The organism is Enterobacter quasimori (assembly GCF_018597345.1).
Taxonomy (GTDB): domain Bacteria; phylum Pseudomonadota; class Gammaproteobacteria; order Enterobacterales; family Enterobacteriaceae; genus Enterobacter; species Enterobacter mori.
Genome location: NZ_JAHEVU010000003.1, coordinates 416,237 through 439,470, shown reverse-complemented (window position 1 = coordinate 439,470; position 23,234 = coordinate 416,237). Strand labels below are relative to the sequence as shown.

Sequence of the window (23,234 nt, the reverse complement as noted above, 5' to 3'; positions counted from 1 at the left end):
GCAAAATGTGGCTTTGCTGAGGTATGCCAGTCGTATCTTTTCGACCATCAGGAACCCATGTTTATTAAAGATTTCGCGCGTAAAAAACGTATTGCTAAAAATGAATTTATCTACCAGCACGGAACGACAGTAAAAGCATTGTATGCGCTCAGGCGTGGGGTGGCGAAGATTTATGATGCTCAGCAAACGCTTCAGGGAATTGTCTTCCCCGGTCAGGTTATCGGGGCAGAGGAGCTCTTTAGCGAGCATTATCAGTACAGCGTGCAGGCGGCCACCGAGGTAGAAATTTGTGAGTTACAAAATACCCATTTCTATCACCTGAGCCAGATAACCAGCAGCTTCACCCATTTTATCATTGCTATCCTCTCCCGCTCCGCGAGGGAAAAACAGCAGTTTATCAGCGTGCTGGTGAATCATGACGGCGTGCAAAAAGTGCGTGGATTTATTCAACTTATGGTGGATATCAACAGGGAGTATGGCTTCGAGCATAACATTCTTGAACTGCCGCTCAGCAAAAAAGAGCTGGCGCAGCTGCTTGGCATTTCTCAATCAACCCTGTCTCGCGCATTCGATACGCTGGAGGCGCAGCGTAAACTGTCGATCAATAAAAAAGAGATTGTCGTGCTTGATGGACCGGATGATGAAGCAGGGACTGGAGCGGGCGAAGGGAATCGAACCCTCGTATAGAGCTTGGGAAGCTCTCGTTCTACCATTGAACTACGCCCGCTTTGAGGTGCGTAAGGCATTATAGACCTTACGCTTTTTCATACAAGTGTCAGCATCACCAAGTGGCGATTAAATAACCACTTAGCACTTCGGTTTGCTGCCCTGCGCCGGGAGATAACGCTGCGGATCGATGGCCGTCGCCTTATAGCGGATCTGGAAATGCAGCTTCACCGAGTCCGTCCCGGTATTGCCCATGGTGGCTATCTTCTGCCCCGCCTTCACGTTTTGTCCGTTATTGACCAGCATCGTGTCGTTATGCGCATAAGCGGTGATGTAATCTTCGCCGTGCTTAATCATGATCAGATTCCCGTATCCACGCAGCTGGTTGCCGACGTAGACCACCTTACCGGCGCCGGAGGCATAGACCGGCGTGCCGCGCGCAGCAGCAATATCAATGCCTTTGTTACCGCCCTCAGAAAGTGAATAAGGCACCACAACTTTACCGCTGGCGGGCCAAATCCAGCAGCGCTGCCCGACCGGCGGCCAGGAAGACTTCGGCACCTGATAAGACGGCGTCACTTTGGCCGTTTTGCCTTTTGAGGAGGTTTTTTTGGCTGAAGAGGAACCGCCATTGACCTTCAGTTTCTGCCCCACCTCAATGGTGTAGGGAGGAGAGATGTTATTCAGACGCGCGAGATCCTTGACGCTGGTTCCCGTTGCACGTGAAATGCGATACAGGGTATCCCCGCGCTTAACGGTATAGACCGCACCGGAATAGCTGCCCATATCCGACGATTTGCTTCCCGAGCATCCCGCCAGAAGTAGCGTCAGCGTAAGGAAAACAGCAGCAGTGATGGGGTTTCTCGTCAGGCTTCCTGCAAACAAAACAGATCCTCGGTCAGCGTAAATGGCGCACTATGATAGCAGCCAAAACGAACAGGGGTCATGCCCTTTTCCGCTCCAGGTGCCAAACCGTTCGTATAAGAATGCCGTATAATGATCCGGCTGATGGTGCTGAACCACTCGGCATTCTGGCACTGGAGCATCAATGAGTATTCAAGAACACGTTATTTTGGTAAATGACCAGGGAAAGGTGATTGGCACTCAGGAAAAATATGCCGCGCACACCTCGCACACCCCGCTGCATCTGGCGTTCTCTTCCTGGCTTTTTAATGCCCGCGGCGAATGTCTGATTACCCGACGCGCCTTAACCAAAAAAGCCTGGCCCGGCGTCTGGACCAACTCGGTCTGCGGCCACCCGCAGTCCGGCGAAGAGACAGCCCAGGCGATAATCCGCCGCTGCCGCTTTGAAGTGGGCGCTGAACTGGCCGATATCACCGCCGTCGCCCCTGAATTTCGCTATCGGGAAACTGACCCGTCCGGGATCGTGGAAAACGAAATTTGCCCGGTATTTGCCGCTCGCATCACCAATGACGTGACGATAAACGAAGATGAAGTGATGGACTATCAGTGGGTTGAGCTGGACGCGTTATTCCGCGCGCTGGACGCGACGCCCTGGGCCTTTAGCCCGTGGATGGTCATGGAAGCAACAACCGCACGCGAAAAACTCAAAGCCTTCGCGGCGCAATAAAAAAAGCCCCTTTCGGGGCTTTTTTTACATCTCAACGTCTTATTTCACCGGGCGCATCGCCGGGAACAGGATCACGTCACGGATGGTGTGGCTGTTGGTGAACAGCATTACCATACGGTCGATACCAATCCCCAGACCCGCCGTTGGCGGCAGGCCGTGCTCCAGCGCGGTCACGTAGTCTTCGTCGAAGAACATCGCTTCGTCGTCGCCTGCCGCTTTCGCGTCAACCTGGTCCTGGAAACGCTGCGCCTGATCTTCGGCATCGTTCAGCTCGCTGAAGCCGTTGCCGATTTCGCGGCCACCGATGAAGAATTCGAAGCGATCGGTGATTTCCGGGTTCACGTCATTACGACGCGCCAGCGGAGAAACTTCTGCCGGGTATTCGGTGATGAAGGTCGGCTGAATCAGGTGCGCTTCGGCCACTTCTTCGAAGATCTCGGTCACGATACGGCCCAGACCCCAGCTCTTCTCAACCTTGATACCGATGCTTTCTGCAATCGCTTTTGCAGAATCGAAGTTATCCAGATCGGCCATCTCGGTTTCCGGACGGTATTTCTTGATCGCTTCGCGCATGGTCAGCTTGACGAACGGTTTGCCAAAGTCGAAGACTTCTTCACCGTAAGGCACTTCGGTGGTGCCCAGAATGTCCTGTGCCAGGGTGCGGAACAGGGATTCGGTCAGTTCGATCAGATCTTTGTAATCTGCGTACGCCATGTAGAGTTCCATCATGGTGAACTCTGGGTTATGGCGCACGGAGATGCCTTCGTTACGGAAGTTACGGTTGATTTCGAACACGCGGTCGAAGCCACCGACCACCAGACGCTTCAGGTACAGTTCCGGCGCGATACGCAGGTACATGTCCAGGTCCAGGGCGTTGTGATGGGTGATGAACGGACGCGCGGACGCGCCGCCTGGGATCACCTGCATCATCGGGGTTTCCACTTCCATAAAGTCGCGGTTGACCATGAACTGGCGGATGCCGGCCATGATCTGAGAGCGAATTTTGAAGGTCTTGCGGGATTCATCGTTAGAGATGAGGTCCAGATAACGCTGACGGTAGCGCGCTTCCTGATCCTGCAGGCCGTGGAATTTGTCCGGCAGCGGGCGCAGGGCTTTGGTCAGCAGACGCAGCTCGGTGCAGTGGATAGAAAGTTCACCGGTCTTGGTTTTGAACAGCTTACCTTTCGCACCCAGGATATCGCCAAGGTCCCACTTCTTGAACTGCTCGTTGTAGATGCCTTCCGGCAGGTCGTCACGGGAAACGTACAGCTGAATACGGCCGCCAACGTCCTGCAGCGTCACGAAGGACGCTTTACCCATGATACGACGGGTCATCATACGGCCAGCCACAGACACTTCAACGTTCAGCGCTTCCAGCTCTTCGTTCTCTTTACCGTCGAAGTCTGCGTGCAGTTGGTCTGAGGTGTGGTCACGACGAAAATCGTTCGGGAACGGCACACCCTGCTCGCGCAGCGCTGCCAGCTTCTCGCGGCGGGTTTTCAGTTCGTTATTAAGATCGACTACCGCGTCAGCGCCCTGTGCTTGTTGTTCAGACATGTTGGTTCCTCATAACCCTGCTTTCAAACTTGCTTCGATAAATTGGTCCAGGCTGCCGTCCAGCACCGCCTGCGTGTTGCGGGTTTCAACCCCGGTACGCAGGTCTTTGATGCGGGAGTCATCAAGGACGTAAGAACGGATCTGGCTGCCCCAGCCGATGTCGGACTTGTTGTCTTCCATCGCCTGTTTCTCAGCATTTTTCTTCTGCATTTCCAGTTCATAAAGCTTCGCTTTCATCTGCTTCATGGCCTGGTCTTTGTTCTTGTGCTGGGAACGGTCGTTCTGGCACTGCGTTACCAGCCCGGTAGGAATGTGGGTAATACGCACCGCCGATTCCGTACGGTTAACGTGCTGGCCGCCCGCGCCGGATGCGCGATAAACGTCGATACGCAGGTCCGCCGGGTTAATGTCGATATCGATATCTTCGTCAACTTCCGGGTAGACAAACGCGGAGCTGAAGGAGGTGTGGCGACGGCCGCCGGAGTCGAACGGGCTCTTACGCACCAGGCGGTGAACGCCGGTTTCGGTACGCAGCCAGCCGTAGGCGTAATCACCGATGATTTTGATGGTCACGGATTTAATACCCGCCACTTCACCTTCAGACTCTTCGATAATTTCGGTTTTGAAACCGCGCGCTTCAGCCCAACGCAGGTACATACGCGTCAGCATGCTGGCCCAGTCCTGCGCTTCCGTACCGCCAGAACCCGCCTGAATATCGAGGTAGCAGTCGGCGCTGTCGTATTCGCCGGAGAACATACGACGGAATTCGAGCTGTGCCAGCTTCTCTTCCAGAACGTCGAGTTCTGCCACGGCTTCGTTAAAGGTTTCTTCGTCGTCGGCTTCTACAGCCAGTTCCAACAGACCAGAGACATCTTCCAGCCCCTGAGACATGTGGTCCAGGGTATCGACAATCGCTTCGAGAGAGGAACGCTCTTTACCCAGCGCCTGCGCACGTTCAGGTTCGTTCCAGACGTCGGGCTGTTCCAGCTCGGCGTTTACTTCTTCAAGACGCTCTTTCTTGGCATCGTAGTCAAAGATACCCCCTAAGAACGTCAGAGCGCTCCGTGAGGTCCTGAATGCGGTTTTTTACCGGATTAATTTCAAACATGGTCTGTTTTCTTTTATGGGCTTGTCAAAATGCGGTGATAAGAGCGGGATTGTACCGAATCCACGCCCTTTTTTGTAGCTTTACTGACGCTAAATTGGCCAGATATTGTCGATGATGATCTGAAGGGAGCGGTTGCCGCGAAACTCGTTAATATCAAGCTTATAGGCCAGCTCAACCTCGCGCACGCCGTTGTCCGGCCAAATGGAGGTGTCAACGTTGAAGGCGATGCCGTCCAGCAGCGGGCCACCACCGGCTGGCTCAACCATCACCTTCAGATGACGTTCGCCGACGATGCGCTGTTGCAGCAGGCGGAAACGGCCATCGAACAGCGGTTCCGGGAACATCTGCCCCCACGGCCCCGCGTCACGCAGCATCTGGGCCACCTCCATGGTCATTTCAGCCGGTGAAAGCTCGCCGTCAGAGACCACTTCGCCCTGTAGCAGCGCAGGGTCAATCCAGTCTGTCACCAGCTCGCCAAACAGCCGCTGAAACTCGTCGAACTTCGCCTCTTCCAGCGACAGGCCTGCCGCCATCGCGTGACCGCCAAACTTGATCATCAGACCCGGATAAAGCGTATCCAGGCGCTCCAGCGCGTCGCGCATGTGCAGCCCCTGAATTGAACGACCGGATCCTTTCAGCGTGCCGTCGCCCGCGGGGGCGAACGCGATCACCGGCCGGTGGAAGCGCTCTTTGATGCGCGACGCCAGAATGCCGACCACGCCCTGATGCCACTCGGGATGGTACATCGCCAGGCCGCCCGGCAGCGTATCGCCGCTGCGTTCCAGCTTTTCGCACAGGGTCAGCGCCTCGGCCTGCATCCCCTGCTCGATCTCTTTACGGGTCTGGTTCAGGGCGTCCAGCTCGTTCGCCAGCACGCGCGCCTCGCCGATGTTGTCGCACAGCAGCAGCGCGACGCCGACGGACATATCGTCCAGCCTTCCGGCGGCGTTCAGGCGTGGCCCGAGGGCAAAACCTAAATCGCTGGCAGCAAGCTTGAGCGGATCGCGGTTTGAAATCTCCAGCAGCGCCTTAATCCCCGGACGGCACTTGCCCGCCCGGATGCGGCTTAAGCCCTGCCAGGTCAAAATACGGTTGTTGGTATCGAGCGGCACCACGTCTGCCACGGTACCCAGCGCCACCAGGTCGAGGTACTCCGCCAGGTTCGGCACGGCAATCCCGCGCGACTCAAACCAGCCCTTATCGCGCAGCAGCGTACGCAGCGCCAGCATCAGATAAAACGCCACGCCGACACCGGCCAGGGATTTCGACGGGAAATCGCAGTCGCGCAGGTTGGGGTTAATGATGGCTTCGGCGGCTGGCAGCGTTTCCCCCGGCAGGTGGTGATCGGTAACCAGCACCGGGATCCCCAGCGCATGCGCATGATCGACACCCGCATGGGAGGAGATCCCGTTATCCACGGTCAGGATCATCTGCGCACCGCGCGCGTGAGCCTGATCGACCACTTCCGGGCTAAGACCGTAGCCGTCCTCAAAGCGGTTTGGCACCAGATAGGTGACGTTATCGCAGCCCAGCGCGCGCAGGCTGAGCACGCTCAGTGCGGTACTGGTTGCGCCGTCGGCATCGAAATCGCCCACCACCACAATCCGCGTCCCTTCCCGGAACGCGTTGTAGAGCATTTCAGTGGCCTTTTCGACGCCGCTTAGCTGCTGCCAGGGCAGCATACCTTTGACGCTACGCTCAAGATCGTCCGCCTTTCGCACACCGCGGCTGGCATAGAGCCGCTTCAGCAGCGGCGAAAGATCGTCAGGTAAATCAGCCGTGTCAGCCGCTTCGCGGCGGCGCAGTTTTATCGGAGCTTTCACGCGGATTATTTACCCGCAGTCTGTTTCTGGTGCGCGTCGAGGAACTCTTTCATCTCTTTTGGTCCCTGATAGCCCGGCACCACGTAGCCGTTGCTCAGCACGATGGCTGGCGTACCGGTCACGCCAAACTGCACGCCCAGCGCATAGTGATTTGCGATATCAATGTCGCAGGAAGCGGGCTTAACGCCTTTGCCGTTCATGGCATCATCAAAGGCCTTGTTGCGGTCTTTCGCACACCAGATAGCCTTCATGTCCTGCTCTGGCTGGCTCTGCACGCCTGCGCGCGGGAAGGCCAGGTAACGCACGGTAATACCCAGCGCGTTGTAGTCTTTCATCTCTTCATGCAGCTTGTGGCAGTAGCCGCAGGTGATGTCGGTGAAGACGGTAATCACGTGTTTTTCCTGCGCCGCTTTATAAACGATCATCTCTTTTTCAAGCGCATTCAGGTTTTTCATCAGCAGCTGGTTGGTCACGTTGACCGGCTGTGCGCCGCTCACGTCATACATCGGCCCCTGAATGATGTGCTTTCCGTCTTCGGTCACGTACAGCACACCGCTGTTGGTTAAGACGGTTTTCATTCCCGCAACGGGCGCGGGCTGAATGTCGCTGCTGGTGACGCCCAGTTTCGTCAGAGACTGTTTGATGGCGGCGTCGTCAGCATGAGCAAAACCGGTAAATGAGGCTGCCAGCAAGGTGAACAGCGCAAAAGACTTTTTCATAATTAATCCTGTAACAATTCGTCGGCACTCACGCGCGTGGGTGGTGCTGTTGGTGTAGCTGCCGCAGGCGTTCCGTCGCGACATGGGTATAAATTTGCGTCGTTGAGAGATCGCTGTGTCCCAACAGCATCTGCACCACGCGCAAATCAGCGCCGTGGTTGAGCAGATGCGTCGCGAAGGCATGACGCAAAACGTGCGGCGACAGCTTTTCACTGTCAATGCCTGCCAGTGTGGCGTAATGCTTGATGCGATGCCAGAAGGTTTGTCGCGTCATCTGCTGCGCGCGCTGGCTGGGGAACAGCACATCGATAGAAACGCCATTCAGAAGCCACGGTCTCCCGTGCTCCAGATACGTCTCCAGCCAGTACACCGCCTCTTCACCCAGCGGGACGAGCCGTTCTTTGTTCCCTTTACCTATCACGCGAACCACGCCCTGACGCAGGCTGATATCGCTCATCGTCAGGCCAACCAGTTCCGAAACGCGCAAACCGGTAGCATACAATAGTTCAAGCATCGCTTTATCGCGTAACTCCAGCGGCAGGTCAACAGCGGGTGATTGTAATAATCTCTCAACTTGCGCTTCGCTGAGATCTTTCGGCAGCCGCTGCGGAAGTTTAGGCGATGCCAGCAGCGCACTGGGATCGTCCGCCCGGATCTTCTCACGGTAGAGATGCTGGAACAGACGACGCATTGCGCTAAGCAGGCGTGCGGAGCTGGTGGCCTTGTAGCCACCGTCCATCCGCTCACCCAGCAGCGCCTGCAGGTCATCGCGTTGGACACGCTCAAGCGTCAGTTCCCGGTGTGCCAGCCATTCCACCAGCATGGTGAGATCGCGCCGATAGGCACTGAGCGTGTTTTCGGCCAGGTTTTTTTCCAGCCACAGCGCGTCGAGAAACTGTTCGATGAGTGCGAGATCCTTTTCCACATCAACCTCTTTGATTCTGCAATCCGGGCATTATGCCTGATTGCCATCGGTTTCTGGTACACTACGCGCAAAGTCAGAGTAAGAATTGAGAACGTTACGCGATGAATATTGGTCTTTTCTATGGTTCCAGCACCTGCTATACCGAAATGGCAGCGGAAAAAATTCGCGACATCATCGGCCCGGAGCTGGTGACGTTGCATAACCTGAAAGATGACGCCGTCGCGCTGATGGAACAGTACGACGTGCTGATCCTCGGCATCCCGACCTGGGACTTTGGCGAGATACAGGAAGACTGGGAAGCCATCTGGGATCAGCTCGATTCGCTCAACCTCGACGGTAAAATCATTGCGATGTACGGCATGGGCGACCAGCTAGGCTACGGCGAGTGGTTCCTGGATGCGCTCGGCATGCTGCACGATAAACTGGCACCGAAAGGCGCGACGTTTATCGGCTACTGGCCAACAGAAGGCTATGAGTTCACCAGCAAAAAACCGATCATCGCGGATGGCCAGCTGTTTGTCGGGCTCGCCCTGGATGAAACCAACCAGTACGACCTCAGCGACGAACGCCTGGAAAACTGGTGCGAACAGATTCTGGGTGAAATGGCCGAGAAGTTCAGCTAACGCGAACTTAGTCCTGCGTCGGTTGTTGCAACATCATCCGGCGCAGATCTCGCCACTCCGCAGCATCCATACTGTCGGCAGCCAGCCACAGGTGCTGGCGACGACCACCTTCAGGCTGGCGCAGTCTCAGCATCATGCCAACGCTAAGCATCCACGGCGTACCGACGATCTCCCACTCTTTCCCCTGCCAGCGCAGACGGGAATCCATCAGCAGTTTGATTTCACCCTGACGGGCGTTGATCCGGCGCTGGCTGCGCACGCTATCAAAAACCACAAACGACAGCAGCAATAACCACAGAGGCGTATAGCTTAGCGGCCACGGCATCAGTAAAACAAAGGCCGCAACCAGGCCGTGGAGCAGTAATGACATCCACTGCGAGCGCCATGAGACGCGAAGATCAGATTGCCACAGGACCACGTTCCCGATTCCGTGTTTGAATTAATTGCACCATCCGTTGCAACTCGGTGTCGGCGGGTTTGCCGTGATTCATCAGCCAGTTGAATAAATCCGGATCGTCAGACTCAAGAAGGCGAACAAACAGACGCTTATCGTCATCGCTTAAGCTGTCATACTCATATTCAAAGAACGGCATGATGGAGATATCAAGTTCGCGCATGCCGCGACGGCACGCCCAGTGAATACGGGCCTTGTTGTTAATATCCATGTTCTGTTTCCTGCATTACGTTTGGCACAGTCGGTATCCCGTTAGGTGTTCATTATTTCTTTCCGGGACCAGTTGCTAGTGTAACGTGTTTTTGGCCGTTTCTTTACTGGAATATTGCAATCACCGAGCCGGATTCCAGAATAACCCCTCTAAAGACAGCGGATTACATTATTTTGCGTGACGCTACGCATAACCGCACTATGGCACGAATGGCGTGCTGAAAGCGCTTGCAATGGCTGTAGTCTCTTTTACCATTAGGCATTATCAAAGCGTTAAGCAATTCAGGATATCACTATGGCATTTACTCCATTTACTCCTCGCCAGCCCGCCGCCTCTGCGCGTCTGCCGCTGACGCTGATGACACTTGATGACTGGGCGCTGGCGACGCTTACCGGCCCCGACGCCGAAAAATACCTGCAGGGACAGGTGACGGCTGACGTTGCGCAGTTGACTGAACACCAGCACCTCCTGGCGGCACACTGCGATCCAAAAGGTAAAATGTGGAGCAACCTGCGTCTGTTCCGCCGTCAGGATGGGTTTGCCTTAATTGAACGCCGCAGCCTGCGTGATGCCCAGCTGACCGAACTGAAAAAATATGCGGTGTTTTCCAAAGTCACCATCGCGCCGGACGACGAGCATGTTTTGCTGGGTGTGGCGGGTTTCCAGGCGCGTGCAGCGCTCAAAAATCTCTTCAGCGAACTGCCGGATGCGGAAAAACAGGTGGTCAGCGAAGGTGAGACCTCTATTTTGTGGTTTGAGCATCCTGCCGAGCGTTTCCTGCTGGTGACGGATGTTGCCACCGCTGAGCGCGTGACCGACGCTCTGCGGGGTGAAGCGCAGTTAAATAACAGCCAACAGTGGCTGGCGCTGAACATTGAAGCGGGTTTGCCCGTCATTGACGCGGTGAACAGCGCGCAGTTTATTCCGCAGGCGACAAACATCCAGGCGTTGGGTGGCATCAGCTTTAAGAAAGGCTGTTATACCGGTCAGGAGATGGTGGCCCGTGCAAAATTCCGCGGTGCCAACAAACGCGCCCTGTGGACACTGGCGGGTCGCGCCAGCCGCGTTCCGGAAGCAGGTGAAGACCTCGAGTTGAAAATGGGTGAAAACTGGCGCCGTACCGGCACGGTACTCGCCGCCGTTCAGCTGGATGATGGTCGTCTGCTGGTGCAGGTCGTCATGAATAACGATATGGAAGCCGACAGCGTATTCCGCGTGCGCGACGATGCCAATACGTTGAGCATTGAACCGCTGCCGTATTCACTGGATGAGTGATGCTGTATCGCCCGGTGGCGCTGCGCTTACCGGGCCTACTGATCCCGTAGGTCGGGTAAGGCGAAGCCGCCACCCGACAACAAACTAAACCTGCCCCACATACAAATAAATCGCCAGGAAATGGCACACGCTGCCGCCCAGCACGAAGCCGTGCCAGATAGCGTGGTTATACGGAATGCGCTTGCAGACGTAGAAAATCACGCCCAGCGAGTAGACCACGCCGCCCACCGCCAGAAGCGTTACGCCCCCAACCGCCAGCTTAATCGCCAGTTGATATACCACAATCAACGACAGCCAGCCCATCGTCAGATAGGTCACCAGCGACAGCACCTTAAAACGGTGTGCGATGGTCAGCTTAAACAGGATCCCCAGCAGCGCCAGGCTCCAGATAACAATCATCAGGCCACGCGACAGCGGCGAGTTTAATCCCACCAGCAAAAACGGCGTGTAGGTGCCTGCGATAAGAAGATAGATAGCGCAGTGGTCAAATTTTTTGAGCCAGATTTTAGCCCGTTGATGGGGAATAGCGTGATACAGCGTCGAGGCCAGGAAGAGCAGGATCATACTCCCGCCATACAAGCTATAGCTGGTAATAGCCATCGCGCTGGCGTTGGTGTCCACCGCCTGCACCAGCAGTAATACTAAACCGACAATCCCAAAAACCAGGCCTATGCCGTGGCTTATGCTGTTGGCTACTTCCTCAGCCAGCGAATATCCCTGTGCGATTAATGGTCTGCTTACCATACTTAACTCCGGGAAAACAAAAGATGATTATTCATCGCCTGACTATGCTAACTGAGAATGATTCCAGTGAACACCTGTTAGCCAAAATAATTTCAATCACTAAAAATAACAATATAAATCAAACACATATACAAATAACTCACCTAACATTTGTTCACATTTAAAATTAGTTATTAAGAATCATGGGCATAAAATTGAGTTATGCCGTCTGACGGCATGTTATGATGAGAACATGCTGTCTGAATGAGAGTTTTGCTACCGTGAGTATGTTCACCCATTCCGCCGTTGCCAGTCTCAATAACCTTGAGATGATGGTCTACAACTACGTCATTAAGAACCGTGACAAAGTGATGTACATGACCATCCGCGAACTGGCGGACGCGGCTGGCGTCTCCACCACCACTATCCTGCGCTTTTGCCGCAAGCTGAACTGCGACGGCTACTCTGAATTCCGCGTGCGCTTTAAGCTCTATTTAGAGCAAAATGAACCCCAGCAGGCCAATTTTGGTGCCAGTGAAATTATCAGCTTCTTTAAAAGCGTCAACAATGAAGAGTTTGATGCGTTGTTAGATGACGCAGTAGATATTATTTTATCTTCGGAACGCATTATATTTGTCGGTGCGGGCACATCCGGTTCACTGGCAAAATATGGCGCGCGCTTTTTTTCAAATATCGGTAAATTCAGCAACCATATCGACGATCCTTATTTCCCGGTCACCAATGATATGGCAAAAAATGCGCTGGCTATCGTGCTCTCCGTCTCGGGTGAAACCGAGGAGATCCTGCGCTTTGCCAGCCAGTTCAGCCTGCACCATTGCAAGGTGCTCTCTATCACCAGTCACGAACACTCACGTCTGGCAAAGCTGGCGGACTTTAACCTCTCCTGGCATGTGCCTCAAACGCGTATTGCAGGCGTGTACGATATTACCACCCAAATTCCCGTCATCTATATTCTGGAATCGCTTGGGCGTAAGCTGGCGAAGAAATTAGCAGAATAAAACACCCTGTTTTTTTGATGTAACAAATCACATTACGCACAAATTGTTATATCGTGACATTTAATTTCGCTTTGCTAGACTCGATTTCAATGAGTCCTGAATTGAGAAATAGCAAAGATGAAAAAACTGACCTTACCGAAAGATTTTTTATGGGGCGGCGCGGTTGCGGCACACCAGGTTGAAGGCGGCTGGAATAAAGGCGGCAAAGGGCCAAGTATTTGCGACGTCCTGACCGGCGGTGCGCACGGCGTACCGCGTGAAATCACTCAGGAGGTGGTGCCGGGTAAATACTACCCAAACCACGACGCGGTAGATTTCCACGGCCACTACAAAGAAGACATCAAGCTGTTTGCCGAAATGGGCTTCAAGTGCTTCCGCACCTCCATCGCCTGGACACGTATTTTCCCGAAGGGTGATGAAACGCAGCCAAACGAAGAGGGACTGAAGTTCTACGACGACATGTTCGACGAGCTGCTGAAGTACAACATCGAGCCGGTCATCACCCTCTCCCACTTCGAAATGCCGCTGCACCTGGTGCAGGAGTACGGCGGCTGGACCAACCGCAAAGTGGTCGATTTCTTTGTGCGCTTCTCTGAAGTCGTGTTTGAGCGCTACAAAAATAAGGTCAAATACTGGATGACCTTCAACGAAATTAACAACCAGCGTAACTGGCGTGCCCCGCTGTTCGGCTACTGCTGCTCCGGCGTGGTCTATACCGAACACGACAACCCGGAAGAGACCATGTACCAGGTGCTGCACCACCAGTTTGTGGCCAGTGCCCTGGCGGTGAAAGCTGCCCGTCGCATTAACCCGGAGATGAAAGTCGGCTGCATGCTGGCGATGGTGGCTCTCTATCCGTTCTCCTGCAAACCAGAAGACGTGATGTTCGCCCAGGAATCCATGCGCGAGCGCTACGTCTTTACCGACGTTCAGCTGCGCGGCTATTACCCGTCCTACGTGCTGAACGAATGGGAGCGCCGCGGCTTCTCCATCAAAATGGAAGCGGGGGACGAACAGATCCTGCGCGATGGGACATGCGACTACCTGGGCTTCAGCTATTACATGACCAACGCGGTCAAAGCGGAAGGCGGCACCGGCGATGCGATTTCCGGCTTCGAGGGCAGCGTGCCGAATCCGCACGTGAAGGCGTCCGACTGGGGCTGGCAGATTGACCCGGTCGGCCTGCGTTATTCCCTGTGTGAATTGTACGAGCGCTATCAGAAACCGCTGTTTATCGTGGAGAACGGTTTCGGCGCCTACGACAAAGTGGAAGAAGACGGCAGCATCAACGACGACTACCGCATCGACTACCTGCGCGCCCACGTGGAAGAGATGATGAAGGCCGTGACGTACGACGGCGTGGATCTGATGGGCTACACCCCGTGGGGCTGCATCGACTGCGTCTCCTTCACCACCGGTCAGTACAGCAAGCGCTATGGCTTTATCTACGTGAACAAGCACGACGACGGCACCGGCGACATGTCCCGTTCCCGTAAGAAGAGCTTTGACTGGTATAAAACCGTGATTGCCAGCAACGGCGAAACCCTGTGATATCTCCCCCTCTCCCCCGCTGGAGAGGGTATCTCTTTTTTCCAGACACTTCTTTACAGCTTAAGCGTTGCCAAAAAGCCTGTGCCCTATAAGATAAGCCTCGTGAATATGTGAGGCGAAGATGATCAAACGACAACGCAACGCTACCCTGCTTGTTGCCCTGGCCTGTCTGGTGGTGCTGATATGCACCGCCCAGCGGATGGCCGGGATGCACGCGCTTGTCATGAACGTCACCGCCGCAAGCCAGTCTGTCCAGCAGGGGCAGGAGAGCATCGACGCCCCGGTGACGCCCTGTGAACTCAGCGCGAAATCGCTAATGGCCGTTCCGCCAATACTGTTTGAAGGTGCTCTCTTTGCCGTCACCCTGCTTCTTGCGCTGCTGGCCGCTAATCCGCCACGCCGCGAGCGTCTGTGGCCTCCCCGCGTTATCTCCCCGCCCCGATTACGGGTACATCTAAAACTCTGCGTCTTCCGTGAATGAGCATTCGCCTGACACATCAGGTTAATTCATCATTTACGGAGAAAAATTTATGTTTACTGTATTCAGGCGACTGCTGGTCTGCCTGCTTTGGCTATGGCTGCCCCTCAGCCAGGCCGCCGACAGCGGCTGGCTACGTGCCGCCGATAATCAGCACGCCAGCGTCAGGCTGCGCGCGCAGCCTGACAATAATGGCGATACCCGCCTGCTTCTGGATGTCGCCCTTGAAAAAGGGTGGAAAACCTACTGGCGCTCGCCGGGAGAAGGGGGCGTTGCCCCAGCCATTCGCTGGCAACAACCGGTTGATGCCACCTGGCGCTGGCCTACGCCCGAACGTTTCGACGTTGCAGGCATCACCACGCAGGGTTATCACGGCGACGTAAGTTTTCCCATTACGGTGCGTGGCGAGTCGCCAAAAACCCTGAGCGGCGTGCTGACGCTGTCTACCTGCAGCAACGTCTGTATTCTCACCGACTACCCGTTCTCACTGGATCTGACGACCAGCACGGGCGGCGACTTTGATTACGATTACAGTCGGGCGATGGGCACGCTGCCGCTCAGCAGCGGATTGACGTCAGCGCTCAGCGCCAGCTACGCCTCCGGCAAGCTGACCGTAACGGCACAACGTGACGCTGGCTGGCAGCAGCCCGCGCTGTTTATCGACAGCATGGACGATGTTGATTTCGGCAAGCCAGCCTTTTCCGTGCGCAGCGGGTCGCTTGTCGCCACCATACCGGTGACGGACAGCTGGGGCGACGCAGCACCTGACATCAGCGGCAAAACGCTGTCGGTTGTTCTCGCGGATAGCGGCCAGGCGCAGGCGTCCAGTCTGAGTATCGGGAAAGGCACCCTCACGCCAGCGTTCTCGTTAGGCTGGGTCCTGCTGATGGCGCTGGCTGGCGGCCTGATCCTCAACGTCATGCCCTGCGTACTGCCCGTATTGGCCATGAAGCTCGGCACGCTGATGCAAACCGAACGCCAGGCGCGCGGCCAGATACGCAGGCAGTTTATTGCCTCAGTAGGCGGGATCGTGATTTCGTTCCTCGCGCTGGCACTAATGATGACGGTGCTGCGCTTAGGTAACCAGGCGCTCGGCTGGGGGATCCAGTTCCAGAACCCGTGGTTTCTCGCTGCAATGGCGCTGGTGATGGTGCTGTTCAGCGCCAGCCTGCTGGGGTTATTTGAGATCCGCCTCCCCTCCTCTGCCAGCACCTTCCTCGCCACGCGCGGCGGCAACGGGCTCGCGGGCCATTTCTGGCAAGGCGCGTTTGCCACCCTGCTGGCAACGCCCTGCACCGCGCCGTTCCTGGGGACTGCCGTGTCGGTAGCGCTGGCGGCACCGCTCCCGCTGCTGTGGGGCATCTTCTTTGCGATGGGTGTCGGCATGAGCCTTCCCTGGCTGCTGGTGGCGGCCTGGCCGGGGCTGGCACAGAGGCTGCCGCGTCCGGGGCGCTGGATGAACGTGGTGCGAGTGGTATTGGGATTAATGATGCTCGGCTCGTCCCTGTGGCTGCTGAGCCTGCTGGTGGTGCATATCGGCACGCTGCCCGTCCTCACGCTGGGTGTGATGCTGCTCCTTATCCTGCTGCTGGTTACCGCCTGGCGCTATAGCTGGCAAACCGCGCTGCGTGCCGGTGCCTTTGCTCTGGTCGTTGCCGCCGCTGCGGCGTTTATTACCGCTCCCGGCGGGGAGAATGGCCGTCGCGATCGGGTGAACTGGCAGCCGCTGAGTGAAGAGGCGATAGCCCGCGCGCTGGCTGACAACAAGCGGGTGTTTGTTGACGTAACCGCCGACTGGTGTGTGACCTGTAAAGCCAATAAATACAACGTCCTGCTGCGCGACGACGTGCAGGATGCGCTTTCCGCACCGGATATTGTCGCCCTGCGCGGAGACTGGAGCCGACCTTCCACCAGCATTAGTCAGTTCTTAACCACGCGCGGCAGCGCCGCCGTGCCGTTTAACCAGATTTACGGACCGGGATTACCGCAGGGACACGTGCTGCCTGCGCTATTAAGCCGCGACGCGGTGCTTACCACCCTGTCCGATGCGAAAGGAAAATAACATGAGAGCCTTTATTGCCTTGCTTCTGCTGTCTTTATCGACGTTCAGCGTCGCCGCGCCGTCGGATGACGCGTCCAGTGACCAGTTGGCTAAACTGCTGTTCAACGACCCCAACAGTCCGCGTACCGGCGCGAAAGCGCCAAAGCTGATTATTGTCTCTTTCACTGACTACAACTGCCCTTACTGCAAGCAGTTCGACCCCATGCTGGAGAAAATCGTGCATGACAACCCGGACGTGCAGCTCATCGTTAAGCTGTTACCGTTCAAGGGCCAAAGCTCGGTGAATGCGGCAAAAGCGGCGCTTTCGGTATGGCAGCAACAGCCTGATAAATTCTGGGCGCTGCACCAGCGGTTGATGATGAAAAAAGGGTATCACGACGATGCCAGCATCGCGGCGGCGCAGACAAAAACCGGGACGGACGGCATTAAGACGGAGGATAAAACGATGGAATCTCTGAAAATGAATCTGATCCTGTCGCAGGTGCTGAATATTCAGGGCACACCGGCGACCATCATAGGCGATCAGATGGTCGCGGGCGCCATTCCCTATGACGATCTGGAGGCGCTGGTGAAAGAACAGCTGGCGCAAGCCCGTGGCCAGTAAGCTCCCGCGCCTGGTGCGCGAACTGGCAATGTGGCTGCTGATCGGCGTTGCCGTGAGCCTGGCGGTAGATTATTTCCGCCAGCCCGCGCTGCCGCAGAATTTCGCCTCAGCCACGCTGCAAACGCTCGACGGTAAACCCGTCGACCTTATCGCCATGAGTGAGGAACGTCCGCTGCTGGTGTACGTCTGGGCAACCTGGTGTGGCGTATGCCGCTACACCACGCCATCCGTAGCGGCACTTGCCGCAGACGGCGGCAACGTGATGTCGGTTGCACTGCGCTCAGGTGATAACGCCACGCTGGAAAGATGGCTGGCGAAGAAGAAAATGACGCTGCCGACGGTCAACGACGCCAGCGGAAGCCTGTCTCGCCAGTGGGACGTGCAGGTCACGCCCACGCTGGTGGTGATCTCTCGCGGAGAGGTGAAGTCGATCACCACCGGCTGGACCAGCAGCTGGGGCATGCGGCTGCGGCTGTGGCTGGCGTCGTAGCTGTTACTTTCCGCCCGCCAGCTCCAGGAAGCTGCCGGTCACGTAGGAGGCTTTGTCGCTCAGCAGCCAGGTAATGGCCTGAGCGACTTCCTCCGGCTGGCCGCCGCGCTGCATGGGCAGCATGGATTTCACCCGATCCACGCGCCCCGGCTCGCCGCCGGAGGCGTGGATATCGGTATAGATAAGCCCAGGGCGTACGCAGTTAACGCGAATGCCCTGCGCTGCCACCTCCAGAGATAATCCCGTCGTCAGCGAGTCCACCGCCCCTTTGGATGCAGCGTAATCCACATATTCCCCCGGCGCGCCCAGGCGGGAAGCTGCGGAAGAGACGTTCACTATCGCGCCCCCTTTACCACCATGCTTGAGCGACATACGCTTTACCGCCTCGCGGCAGCAGAGAAAATAGCCCGTGACGTTGGTGGCCAGCACGCGGTTAATGCGCTCGGCTGAGAGGCTTTCGATGGTCGATTGTTCGAACAGAATACCCGCGTTGTTCACCAGCGCCGTCAGCGGCTCGCCTTCACGATCGATACTGTCAAACATCGCCATAACCTGCGCTTCATCGCTGATATCCGCGCGCACGGCAAAGGCTTTACCGCCTGCCTCAACAATCTGATTGATCGCGTCCGTCGCGGCCTTGATGTTATGGTGAAAATTCACCGCCACGGTGTAGCCTTCGCGTGCCAGCTGCAGCGCAGTAGCTTTACCGATGCCCCGGCTCGCGCCGGTGACGAGTGCAATTGCCATTCGCTTCTCCCAATAAAAAAGCCGGGTGGCGGCTTCGCCTTACCCGGCCTACGTTACTCCATCTGCACGATTACTGGTATTCGCTCATCGGCACGCAGGAGCAGAACAGGTTACGGTCGCCGTAGACGTCATCGAGACGCTTCACGGTCGGCCAGTATTTGTTTGCCACGCCTGCCGGGAAGACCGCCAGCTCGCGGGAATAACCGTGGCTCCACTCTGCGACCATCTCGTGCTGGGTGTGCGGGGCGTTAACCAGCGGGTTATCTTCCAGCGTCCACTCGCCGTCCTGCACGCGGTCGATCTCCATGCGGATGGCCAGCATCGCGTCGATAAAGCGGTCCAGCTCGGCTTTGCTTTCAGATTCCGTTGGCTCCACCATCAGCGTGCCCGCAACCGGGAACGACATGGTTGGCGCGTGGAAGCCGTAGTCGATCAGGCGCTTGGCGATATCCAGCTCGCTGATGCCGGTCTGCTCTTTCAGCGGACGAATATCGAGGATGCACTCGTGCGCCACGCGGCCGTCGCGACCGGTATAGAGCACCGGGAAGGCGGACTTCAGGCGCGTCGCAATGTAGTTGGCGTTCAGGATCGCCACCTGGCTCGCCTGCTTCAGCCCTTCCGCGCCCATCATGCGGATGTACATCCAGCTGATTGGCAGGATAGAGGCGCTGCCGAACGGTGCCGCTGAGACCGCGCCCTGACGGGTCAGCATGCCTTCAATCTGCACCACGCTGTGGCCCGGCACAAACGGCGCCAGGTGCGCTTTCACGCCGATAGGCCCCATGCCCGGGCCGCCACCGCCGTGCGGAATGCAGAAGGTTTTGTGCAGGTTCAGGTGCGACACGTCCGCGCCGATAAAGCCCGGAGAGGTAATGCCCACCTGAGCGTTCATGTTCGCGCCGTCGAGGTAAACCTGACCGCCGAACTGGTGCACGACTTCGCACACTTCACGGATGGTCTCTTCGTACACGCCGTGGGTGGACGGATAGGTCACCATGATGCAGGAGAGCTTGTCGCCCGCCAGCTCGGCTTTCGCACGCAGGTCGGCCAGATCGATGTTGCCGTTCTTATCGCACGCCACCACCACCACTTCCATGCCCGCCATCTGGGCAGAGGCCGGGTTGGTGCCGTGGGCGGAGCTTGGGATCAGGCAGATATCGCGGTGACCTTCGTTGCGGCTTTCATGATAGTGACGGATCGCCAGCAGGCCCGCGTACTCGCCCTGCGCGCCGGAGTTCGGCTGCATGCAGAGCGCATCATAACCGGTCAGCTTCACCAGCCAGTCGGAAAGCTGGTTGATCATCACGTGATAACCTTCCGCCTGCTCTGGCGGGCAGAACGGGTGCAGCTCGGAGAATTCAGGCCAGGTGATCGGGATCATCTCTGCCGCGGCGTTCAGCTTCATGGTGCAGGAGCCCAGCGGGATCATCGCCTGGTTCAGCGCCAGATCCTTGCGCTCCAGAGAGTGCATGTAACGCATCATCTCGGTTTCGCTGTGATAGCGATTAAAGACCGGATGCGTCAGGATCGCGTCGTTACGCAGCATGCTGTCCTGAATGGAGCGGCTGTCGAGCGCAACTTCTTTGTCGAGCGCATCAACGTCCAGACCGTGCGCGTCACCCAGCAGCACGCTGAACAGGTTCAGGATATCGTCGCGGGTGGTGCTTTCATCCAGCGTAATGCCGACGGCGTTGTGGATGTCGCTGCGCAGGTTGATCTTTGCCGCGTCCGCGCGGGTCAGCACGGCCGCTTTGTCCGCCACGTCCACGCACAGGGTATCGAAGTAGTGAGCGTGGCGCAGCTTAAGGCCTTTTTGCTGCAGGCCGCAGGCCAGAATATCGGTCAGGCGGTGAATGCGGCTGGCAATGCGCTTCAGGCCAGCCGGGCCGTGGAACACGGCGTACAGGCTGGCGATGTTTGCCAGCAGCACCTGCGAGGTACAGATGTTGGAGTTCGCTTTCTCGCGGCGGATATGCTGCTCGCGGGTCTGCATCGCCATGCGCAGCGCGGTGTTACCGGCAGCATCTTTGGAGACGCCGATAATACGGCCAGGCATGGAGCGTTTGAATTCATCTTTCGCGCCGAAGAACGCCGCGTGCGGGCCGCCGTAGCCCATCGGTACGCCGAAGCGTTGTGCGGAGCCGAATACGATATCTGCGCCCTGTTTACCCGGCGCCGTCAGCAGCACCAGCGCCATAAAATCGGCGGCAACACTGACAACCACTTTGCGGGATTTCAGCTCGGCAATCAGCGCGCCGTAGTCGTGAACTTCACCGGTGGTGCCCACCTGCTGCAGCAGCACGCCGAAGACGTCCTGATGATCCAGCACTTTGTCGGCGTCGTCGACGATGACGTCAAAGCCGAAGGTCTCTGCGCGAGTACGCACCACGTCCAGCGTCTGCGGATGCACGTCCGCCGCGACGAAGAAGCGGTTGGCATTTTTCAGCTTGCTCACGCGTTTTGCCATCGCCATCGCTTCAGCGGCGGCGGTGGCTTCATCCAGCAGAGAAGCAGAGGCGATATCCATACCGGTCAGATCCAGCGTCACCTGCTGGAAGTTCAGCAGCGCTTCCAGGCGGCCCTGGGAGACTTCTGGCTGATACGGGGTGTAAGCGGTGTACCAGCCCGGGTTTTCCAGCATGTTGCGCAGGATAACCGGCGGCAACTGCACGTTGGTGTAGCCCATGCCAATGTAAGACTTATAGCGCTTGTTCAGGCCGGCAATAGCCTTCAGCTCCGCCAGCGCGGCGAATTCCGTGGTGGCTTCCCCCACCTGAGGCGGCGTGGCAAGCTGGATGTCTTTGGGCACAATCTGGCCGATCAGTGCGTTTAATGAATCCGCGCCAACTGTCTTCAGCATCTCCTGCTGTTGCTGAGCATCCGGCCCAATGTGACGTTCAATGAAGGCGCCACGGTTTTCAAGCTGGCTTAAAGTCTGTGTCATGAGCGATGGTTCCTGAAACGTGCAGTGAATCGTAGTTATCTGTAACGCTGTTGCCCGGTGGCGCTAACGCTTACCGGGCCTACGTTGAGCTGTAGGCCGGATAAGCGCAGCGCCATCCGGCACAACGTTATTCGTCTTCCAGTAGTGCTTCGTACGCGGTCGCATCCAGCAGCGCGGCAACCTGAGATTCGTCGCTGGCTTTGATCTTGAAGATCCAGCCGCCTTCATAAGGCTCGCTGTTCACCAGCTCTGGCGAATCGCTCAGCGCGTCGTTGACGGCAACGATTTCGCCGCTCACAGGGGCGTAGATGTCAGAGGCCGCTTTTACGGACTCCGCCACGGCGCAGTCGTCGCCCGCGCTCACGGTCGTGCCCACGTCAGGCAGGTCAACAAACACCATGTCGCCCAGCAGCTCCTGCGCGTGCTCGGTGATCCCTACGGTGTAAGTGCCGTCCGCCTCTTTGCGCAGCCACTCGTGTTCTTTGCTGTATTTCAGTTCTGCTGGCACATTGCTCATTGAAGTTCTCCTGATAAAAATGATTAGGCGACCGGCTTACCGGCGCGAACAAAAATCGGTTTGGTCACGTTGACCGGCATTTCGCGGTTGCGGATTTGCACCACCGCCGTTTCGCCAATGCCCGCCGGCACGCGTGCCAGTGCAATACTGTAGCCCAGCGTCGGTGAGAAGGTTCCGCTGGTGATCACGCCTTCGCGATGATTGCCGTCGGCATCGGTAAAGCGCACCGGCAGCTCGCCGCGCAGCACGCCCTTCTCGGTCATCACCAGGCCCACCAGCTGTTCGGTGCCCTTCTCGCGCTGCATCTCCAGCGCTTCACGGCCAATAAAGTTGCGGTCAGCCGGTTCCCACGCGATGGTCCAGCCCATGTTGGCGGCCAGCGGAGAGACGCCTTCATCCATCTCCTGACCGTAAAGGTTCATGCCCGCTTCCAGACGCAACGTATCGCGCGCGCCCAGACCCGCAGGCTTCACGCCCGCTTCCACCAGCGCACGCCAGAAATCAGCGGCCTTCTCGTTTGGCATCGCAATTTCGTAGCCCGCTTCACCGGTGTAGCCGGTGGTGGCAATAAACAGATCGCCCGCCTGCACGCCAAAGAACGGCTTCATGCCAGCGGTGGCGTTGCGCTGCTCGTCGTTAAACAGAGAGGCGGATTTCGCCTGCGCGTTTGGTCCCTGCACGGCGATCAGTGACAGATCGTCACGGACGGTGATGTCGATGGCATAAGGTTCGGCGTGTTGGGTGATCCAGGAGAGGTCTTTTTCGCGGGTGGCGGAGTTTACAACGAGGCGGAAGAAATCTTCAGTGAAGTAATAGACGATAAGGTCATCAATCACGCCGCCCGAGGCATTCAGCATGCCGGTATAGAGCGCTTTACCCGGCGTCTTCAGTTTGGCGACGTCGTTTGCCAGCAGATAACGCAAAAACTCCCGGGTGCGGCTACCGCGCAGATCGACAATTGTCATATGGGACACGTCGAACATACCGGCATCGGTGCGCACCGCGTGGTGCTCATCAATCTGCGAGCCGTAGTGCAGCGGCATCATCCAGCCGTGGAAGTCCACCATGCGGGCGCCGCATAACACGTGTTGTTCGTACAAAGGAGTCTGTTGAGCCATCTTGTCCTCGTTGAAAAATTCACCGTGAA

Annotated in this window: 23 protein-coding genes and 1 tRNA gene; 10 read left to right on the top strand and 14 right to left on the bottom strand. The window is 57.0% G+C overall.

Annotated elements, in window-relative coordinates:
• Nucleotides 1–57: 57 nt before the first annotated feature.
• Nucleotides 58–687: a Crp/Fnr family transcriptional regulator gene (locus tag KK102_RS14180; protein ID WP_216357852.1), complete on the top strand. Its 630-nt coding sequence runs from the start codon at nucleotides 58–60 to the stop codon at nucleotides 685–687.
• Here the strand turns inward: KK102_RS14180 and KK102_RS14175 are convergent.
• Nucleotides 654–727 (bottom strand) — tRNA-Gly (locus KK102_RS14175). The genes KK102_RS14180 and KK102_RS14175 overlap by 34 nt on opposite strands.
• A gap of 80 nt (nucleotides 728–807) precedes the next feature.
• Nucleotides 808–1,551 (bottom strand): amidase activator ActS, encoded by a 744-nt coding sequence (gene actS, locus KK102_RS14170; RefSeq protein WP_216357851.1) that lies wholly within the window; start codon nucleotides 1,549–1,551, stop codon nucleotides 808–810.
• A 163-nt stretch (nucleotides 1,552–1,714) separates the two neighbouring features.
• Between actS and idi the strand changes: the two genes are divergently transcribed.
• A complete protein-coding gene (gene idi, locus KK102_RS14165) occupies nucleotides 1,715–2,257 on the top strand; it encodes an isopentenyl-diphosphate Delta-isomerase (protein ID WP_216357850.1) in 543 nt (180 codons plus the stop codon).
• A gap of 39 nt (nucleotides 2,258–2,296) precedes the next feature.
• On the opposite strand, the gene lysS is transcribed toward idi, so the two are convergent.
• The 5 genes from lysS to xerD form a co-directional block, all read right to left on the bottom strand.
• Nucleotides 2,297–3,814, bottom strand: coding sequence for a lysine--tRNA ligase (gene lysS / locus KK102_RS14160; protein WP_126544965.1), 1,518 nt, complete (start codon nucleotides 3,812–3,814; stop codon nucleotides 2,297–2,299).
• 9 nt (nucleotides 3,815–3,823) lie between these two features.
• Nucleotides 3,824–4,922, bottom strand: a protein-coding gene (gene prfB / locus KK102_RS14155; protein WP_216357849.1) for a peptide chain release factor 2 whose coding sequence is annotated in 2 segments (ribosomal slippage) — nucleotides 3,824–4,846 and nucleotides 4,848–4,922 — 1,098 coding nt in all. Because the reading frame shifts where the segments join, the coding sequence is not laid out codon by codon here.
• A gap of 89 nt (nucleotides 4,923–5,011) precedes the next feature.
• On the bottom strand, nucleotides 5,012–6,745 hold the full coding sequence (recJ, locus tag KK102_RS14150) for a single-stranded-DNA-specific exonuclease RecJ (RefSeq protein WP_216357848.1): 1,734 nt from the start codon (nucleotides 6,743–6,745) through the stop codon (nucleotides 5,012–5,014).
• 5 nt (nucleotides 6,746–6,750) lie between these two features.
• Complete coding sequence (dsbC, locus tag KK102_RS14145) at nucleotides 6,751–7,464, bottom strand: bifunctional protein-disulfide isomerase/oxidoreductase DsbC (RefSeq protein WP_010435313.1); 714 nt, start codon at nucleotides 7,462–7,464, stop codon at nucleotides 6,751–6,753.
• Between the two features lie 28 nt (nucleotides 7,465–7,492).
• The gene (gene xerD, locus KK102_RS14140) at nucleotides 7,493–8,389 is read right to left on the bottom strand and encodes a site-specific tyrosine recombinase XerD (protein WP_042716100.1); all 897 of its coding nucleotides are present in this window, start codon (nucleotides 8,387–8,389) and stop codon (nucleotides 7,493–7,495) included.
• Between the two features lie 101 nt (nucleotides 8,390–8,490).
• Here xerD and fldB point away from each other — a divergent pair, with 101 nt between their 5' ends.
• Complete coding sequence (gene fldB, locus KK102_RS14135) at nucleotides 8,491–9,012, top strand: flavodoxin FldB (protein ID WP_042716099.1); 522 nt, start codon at nucleotides 8,491–8,493, stop codon at nucleotides 9,010–9,012.
• A 7-nt stretch (nucleotides 9,013–9,019) separates the two neighbouring features.
• On the opposite strand, the gene KK102_RS14130 is transcribed toward fldB, so the two are convergent.
• Complete coding sequence (locus KK102_RS14130; protein ID WP_010435320.1) at nucleotides 9,020–9,430, bottom strand: protein YgfX; 411 nt, start codon at nucleotides 9,428–9,430, stop codon at nucleotides 9,020–9,022.
• The gene (gene sdhE, locus KK102_RS14125) at nucleotides 9,411–9,677 is read right to left on the bottom strand and encodes an FAD assembly factor SdhE (RefSeq protein ID WP_010435322.1); all 267 of its coding nucleotides are present in this window, start codon (nucleotides 9,675–9,677) and stop codon (nucleotides 9,411–9,413) included. The genes KK102_RS14130 and sdhE overlap by 20 nt, the downstream gene beginning before the upstream one ends.
• A 294-nt stretch (nucleotides 9,678–9,971) precedes the next feature.
• Between sdhE and ygfZ the strand changes: the two genes are divergently transcribed.
• On the top strand, nucleotides 9,972–10,952 hold the full coding sequence (gene ygfZ, locus KK102_RS14120) for a tRNA-modifying protein YgfZ (protein WP_216357847.1): 981 nt from the start codon (nucleotides 9,972–9,974) through the stop codon (nucleotides 10,950–10,952).
• Between the two features lie 84 nt (nucleotides 10,953–11,036).
• On the opposite strand, the gene trhA is transcribed toward ygfZ, so the two are convergent.
• Nucleotides 11,037–11,696 (bottom strand): PAQR family membrane homeostasis protein TrhA, encoded by a 660-nt coding sequence (gene trhA / locus KK102_RS14115; protein ID WP_003863433.1) that lies wholly within the window; start codon nucleotides 11,694–11,696, stop codon nucleotides 11,037–11,039.
• A 266-nt stretch (nucleotides 11,697–11,962) separates the two neighbouring features.
• On the opposite strand from trhA, the gene KK102_RS14110 reads away from it, so the two are divergent.
• The 6 genes from KK102_RS14110 to KK102_RS14085 all read left to right on the top strand — a co-directional run bounded on the left by KK102_RS14110 (nucleotide 11,963) and on the right by KK102_RS14085 (nucleotide 17,879).
• On the top strand, nucleotides 11,963–12,694 hold the full coding sequence (locus tag KK102_RS14110) for a MurR/RpiR family transcriptional regulator (RefSeq protein ID WP_010435329.1): 732 nt from the start codon (nucleotides 11,963–11,965) through the stop codon (nucleotides 12,692–12,694).
• A gap of 117 nt (nucleotides 12,695–12,811) precedes the next feature.
• A complete protein-coding gene (gene bglA / locus KK102_RS14105) occupies nucleotides 12,812–14,245 on the top strand; it encodes a 6-phospho-beta-glucosidase BglA (RefSeq protein WP_216357846.1) in 1,434 nt (477 codons plus the stop codon).
• Nucleotides 14,246–14,366: 121 nt separating this feature from the next.
• Entirely contained in the window at nucleotides 14,367–14,726 is a 360-nt protein-coding gene (locus KK102_RS14100; RefSeq protein ID WP_126544971.1) for a copper resistance protein, read from the top strand.
• A 49-nt stretch (nucleotides 14,727–14,775) separates the two neighbouring features.
• Nucleotides 14,776–16,785, top strand: a complete 2,010-nt coding sequence (locus KK102_RS14095; protein WP_216357845.1) for a protein-disulfide reductase DsbD family protein — start codon at nucleotides 14,776–14,778, stop codon at nucleotides 16,783–16,785.
• Nucleotide 16,786: 1 nt separating this feature from the next.
• Complete coding sequence (locus tag KK102_RS14090) at nucleotides 16,787–17,389, top strand: DsbA family protein (RefSeq protein WP_126544973.1); 603 nt, start codon at nucleotides 16,787–16,789, stop codon at nucleotides 17,387–17,389.
• Nucleotides 17,379–17,879: a protein disulfide oxidoreductase gene (locus KK102_RS14085; RefSeq protein WP_126544974.1), complete on the top strand. Its 501-nt coding sequence runs from the start codon at nucleotides 17,379–17,381 to the stop codon at nucleotides 17,877–17,879. Before KK102_RS14090 ends, KK102_RS14085 begins: the two co-directional genes overlap by 11 nt.
• Nucleotides 17,880–17,882: 3 nt before the next feature.
• Here the strand turns inward: KK102_RS14085 and KK102_RS14080 are convergent, their stop codons facing one another.
• The 4 genes from KK102_RS14080 to gcvT all read right to left on the bottom strand — a co-directional run bounded on the left by KK102_RS14080 (nucleotide 17,883) and on the right by gcvT (nucleotide 23,205).
• A complete protein-coding gene (locus tag KK102_RS14080; protein WP_126544975.1) occupies nucleotides 17,883–18,626 on the bottom strand; it encodes an SDR family oxidoreductase in 744 nt (247 codons plus the stop codon).
• A gap of 70 nt (nucleotides 18,627–18,696) precedes the next feature.
• Nucleotides 18,697–21,570, bottom strand: a complete 2,874-nt coding sequence (gene gcvP, locus KK102_RS14075; protein WP_126544976.1) for an aminomethyl-transferring glycine dehydrogenase — start codon at nucleotides 21,568–21,570, stop codon at nucleotides 18,697–18,699.
• A gap of 127 nt (nucleotides 21,571–21,697) precedes the next feature.
• The gene (gene gcvH / locus KK102_RS14070) at nucleotides 21,698–22,087 is read right to left on the bottom strand and encodes a glycine cleavage system protein GcvH (RefSeq protein ID WP_008499718.1); all 390 of its coding nucleotides are present in this window, start codon (nucleotides 22,085–22,087) and stop codon (nucleotides 21,698–21,700) included.
• A gap of 23 nt (nucleotides 22,088–22,110) precedes the next feature.
• Nucleotides 22,111–23,205, bottom strand: a complete 1,095-nt coding sequence (gcvT, locus tag KK102_RS14065) for a glycine cleavage system aminomethyltransferase GcvT (RefSeq protein ID WP_216357844.1) — start codon at nucleotides 23,203–23,205, stop codon at nucleotides 22,111–22,113.
• Nucleotides 23,206–23,234 lie beyond the last annotated feature (29 nt).

What these genes read in the sequence shown, in the direction of transcription:
- KK102_RS14180 (WP_216357852.1), top strand. Translation starts at nt 58, where the DNA reads ATGTTTATTAAAGATTTCGCGCGTAAAAAACGTATTGCTAAAAATGAA.
- idi (WP_216357850.1), top strand. Translation starts at nt 1,715, where the DNA reads ATGAGTATTCAAGAACACGTTATTTTGGTAAATGACCAGGGAAAGGTG.
- lysS (WP_126544965.1), bottom strand. Translation starts at nt 3,814, where the DNA reads ATGTCTGAACAACAAGCACAGGGCGCTGACGCGGTAGTCGATCTTAAT.
- gcvT (WP_216357844.1), bottom strand. Translation starts at nt 23,205, where the DNA reads ATGGCTCAACAGACTCCTTTGTACGAACAACACGTGTTATGCGGCGCC.
- gcvH (WP_008499718.1), bottom strand. Translation starts at nt 22,087, where the DNA reads ATGAGCAATGTGCCAGCAGAACTGAAATACAGCAAAGAACACGAGTGG.
- KK102_RS14080 (WP_126544975.1), bottom strand. Translation starts at nt 18,626, where the DNA reads ATGGCAATTGCACTCGTCACCGGCGCGAGCCGGGGCATCGGTAAAGCT.
- KK102_RS14100 (WP_126544971.1), top strand. Translation starts at nt 14,367, where the DNA reads ATGATCAAACGACAACGCAACGCTACCCTGCTTGTTGCCCTGGCCTGT.
- dsbC (WP_010435313.1), bottom strand. Translation starts at nt 7,464, where the DNA reads ATGAAAAAGTCTTTTGCGCTGTTCACCTTGCTGGCAGCCTCATTTACC.
- ygfZ (WP_216357847.1), top strand. Translation starts at nt 9,972, where the DNA reads ATGGCATTTACTCCATTTACTCCTCGCCAGCCCGCCGCCTCTGCGCGT.
- bglA (WP_216357846.1), top strand. Translation starts at nt 12,812, where the DNA reads ATGAAAAAACTGACCTTACCGAAAGATTTTTTATGGGGCGGCGCGGTT.
- fldB (WP_042716099.1), top strand. Translation starts at nt 8,491, where the DNA reads ATGAATATTGGTCTTTTCTATGGTTCCAGCACCTGCTATACCGAAATG.
- KK102_RS14090 (WP_126544973.1), top strand. Translation starts at nt 16,787, where the DNA reads ATGAGAGCCTTTATTGCCTTGCTTCTGCTGTCTTTATCGACGTTCAGC.
- trhA (WP_003863433.1), bottom strand. Translation starts at nt 11,696, where the DNA reads ATGGTAAGCAGACCATTAATCGCACAGGGATATTCGCTGGCTGAGGAA.
- gcvP (WP_126544976.1), bottom strand. Translation starts at nt 21,570, where the DNA reads ATGACACAGACTTTAAGCCAGCTTGAAAACCGTGGCGCCTTCATTGAA.
- sdhE (WP_010435322.1), bottom strand. Translation starts at nt 9,677, where the DNA reads ATGGATATTAACAACAAGGCCCGTATTCACTGGGCGTGCCGTCGCGGC.
- KK102_RS14095 (WP_216357845.1), top strand. Translation starts at nt 14,776, where the DNA reads ATGTTTACTGTATTCAGGCGACTGCTGGTCTGCCTGCTTTGGCTATGG.
- KK102_RS14110 (WP_010435329.1), top strand. Translation starts at nt 11,963, where the DNA reads ATGTTCACCCATTCCGCCGTTGCCAGTCTCAATAACCTTGAGATGATG.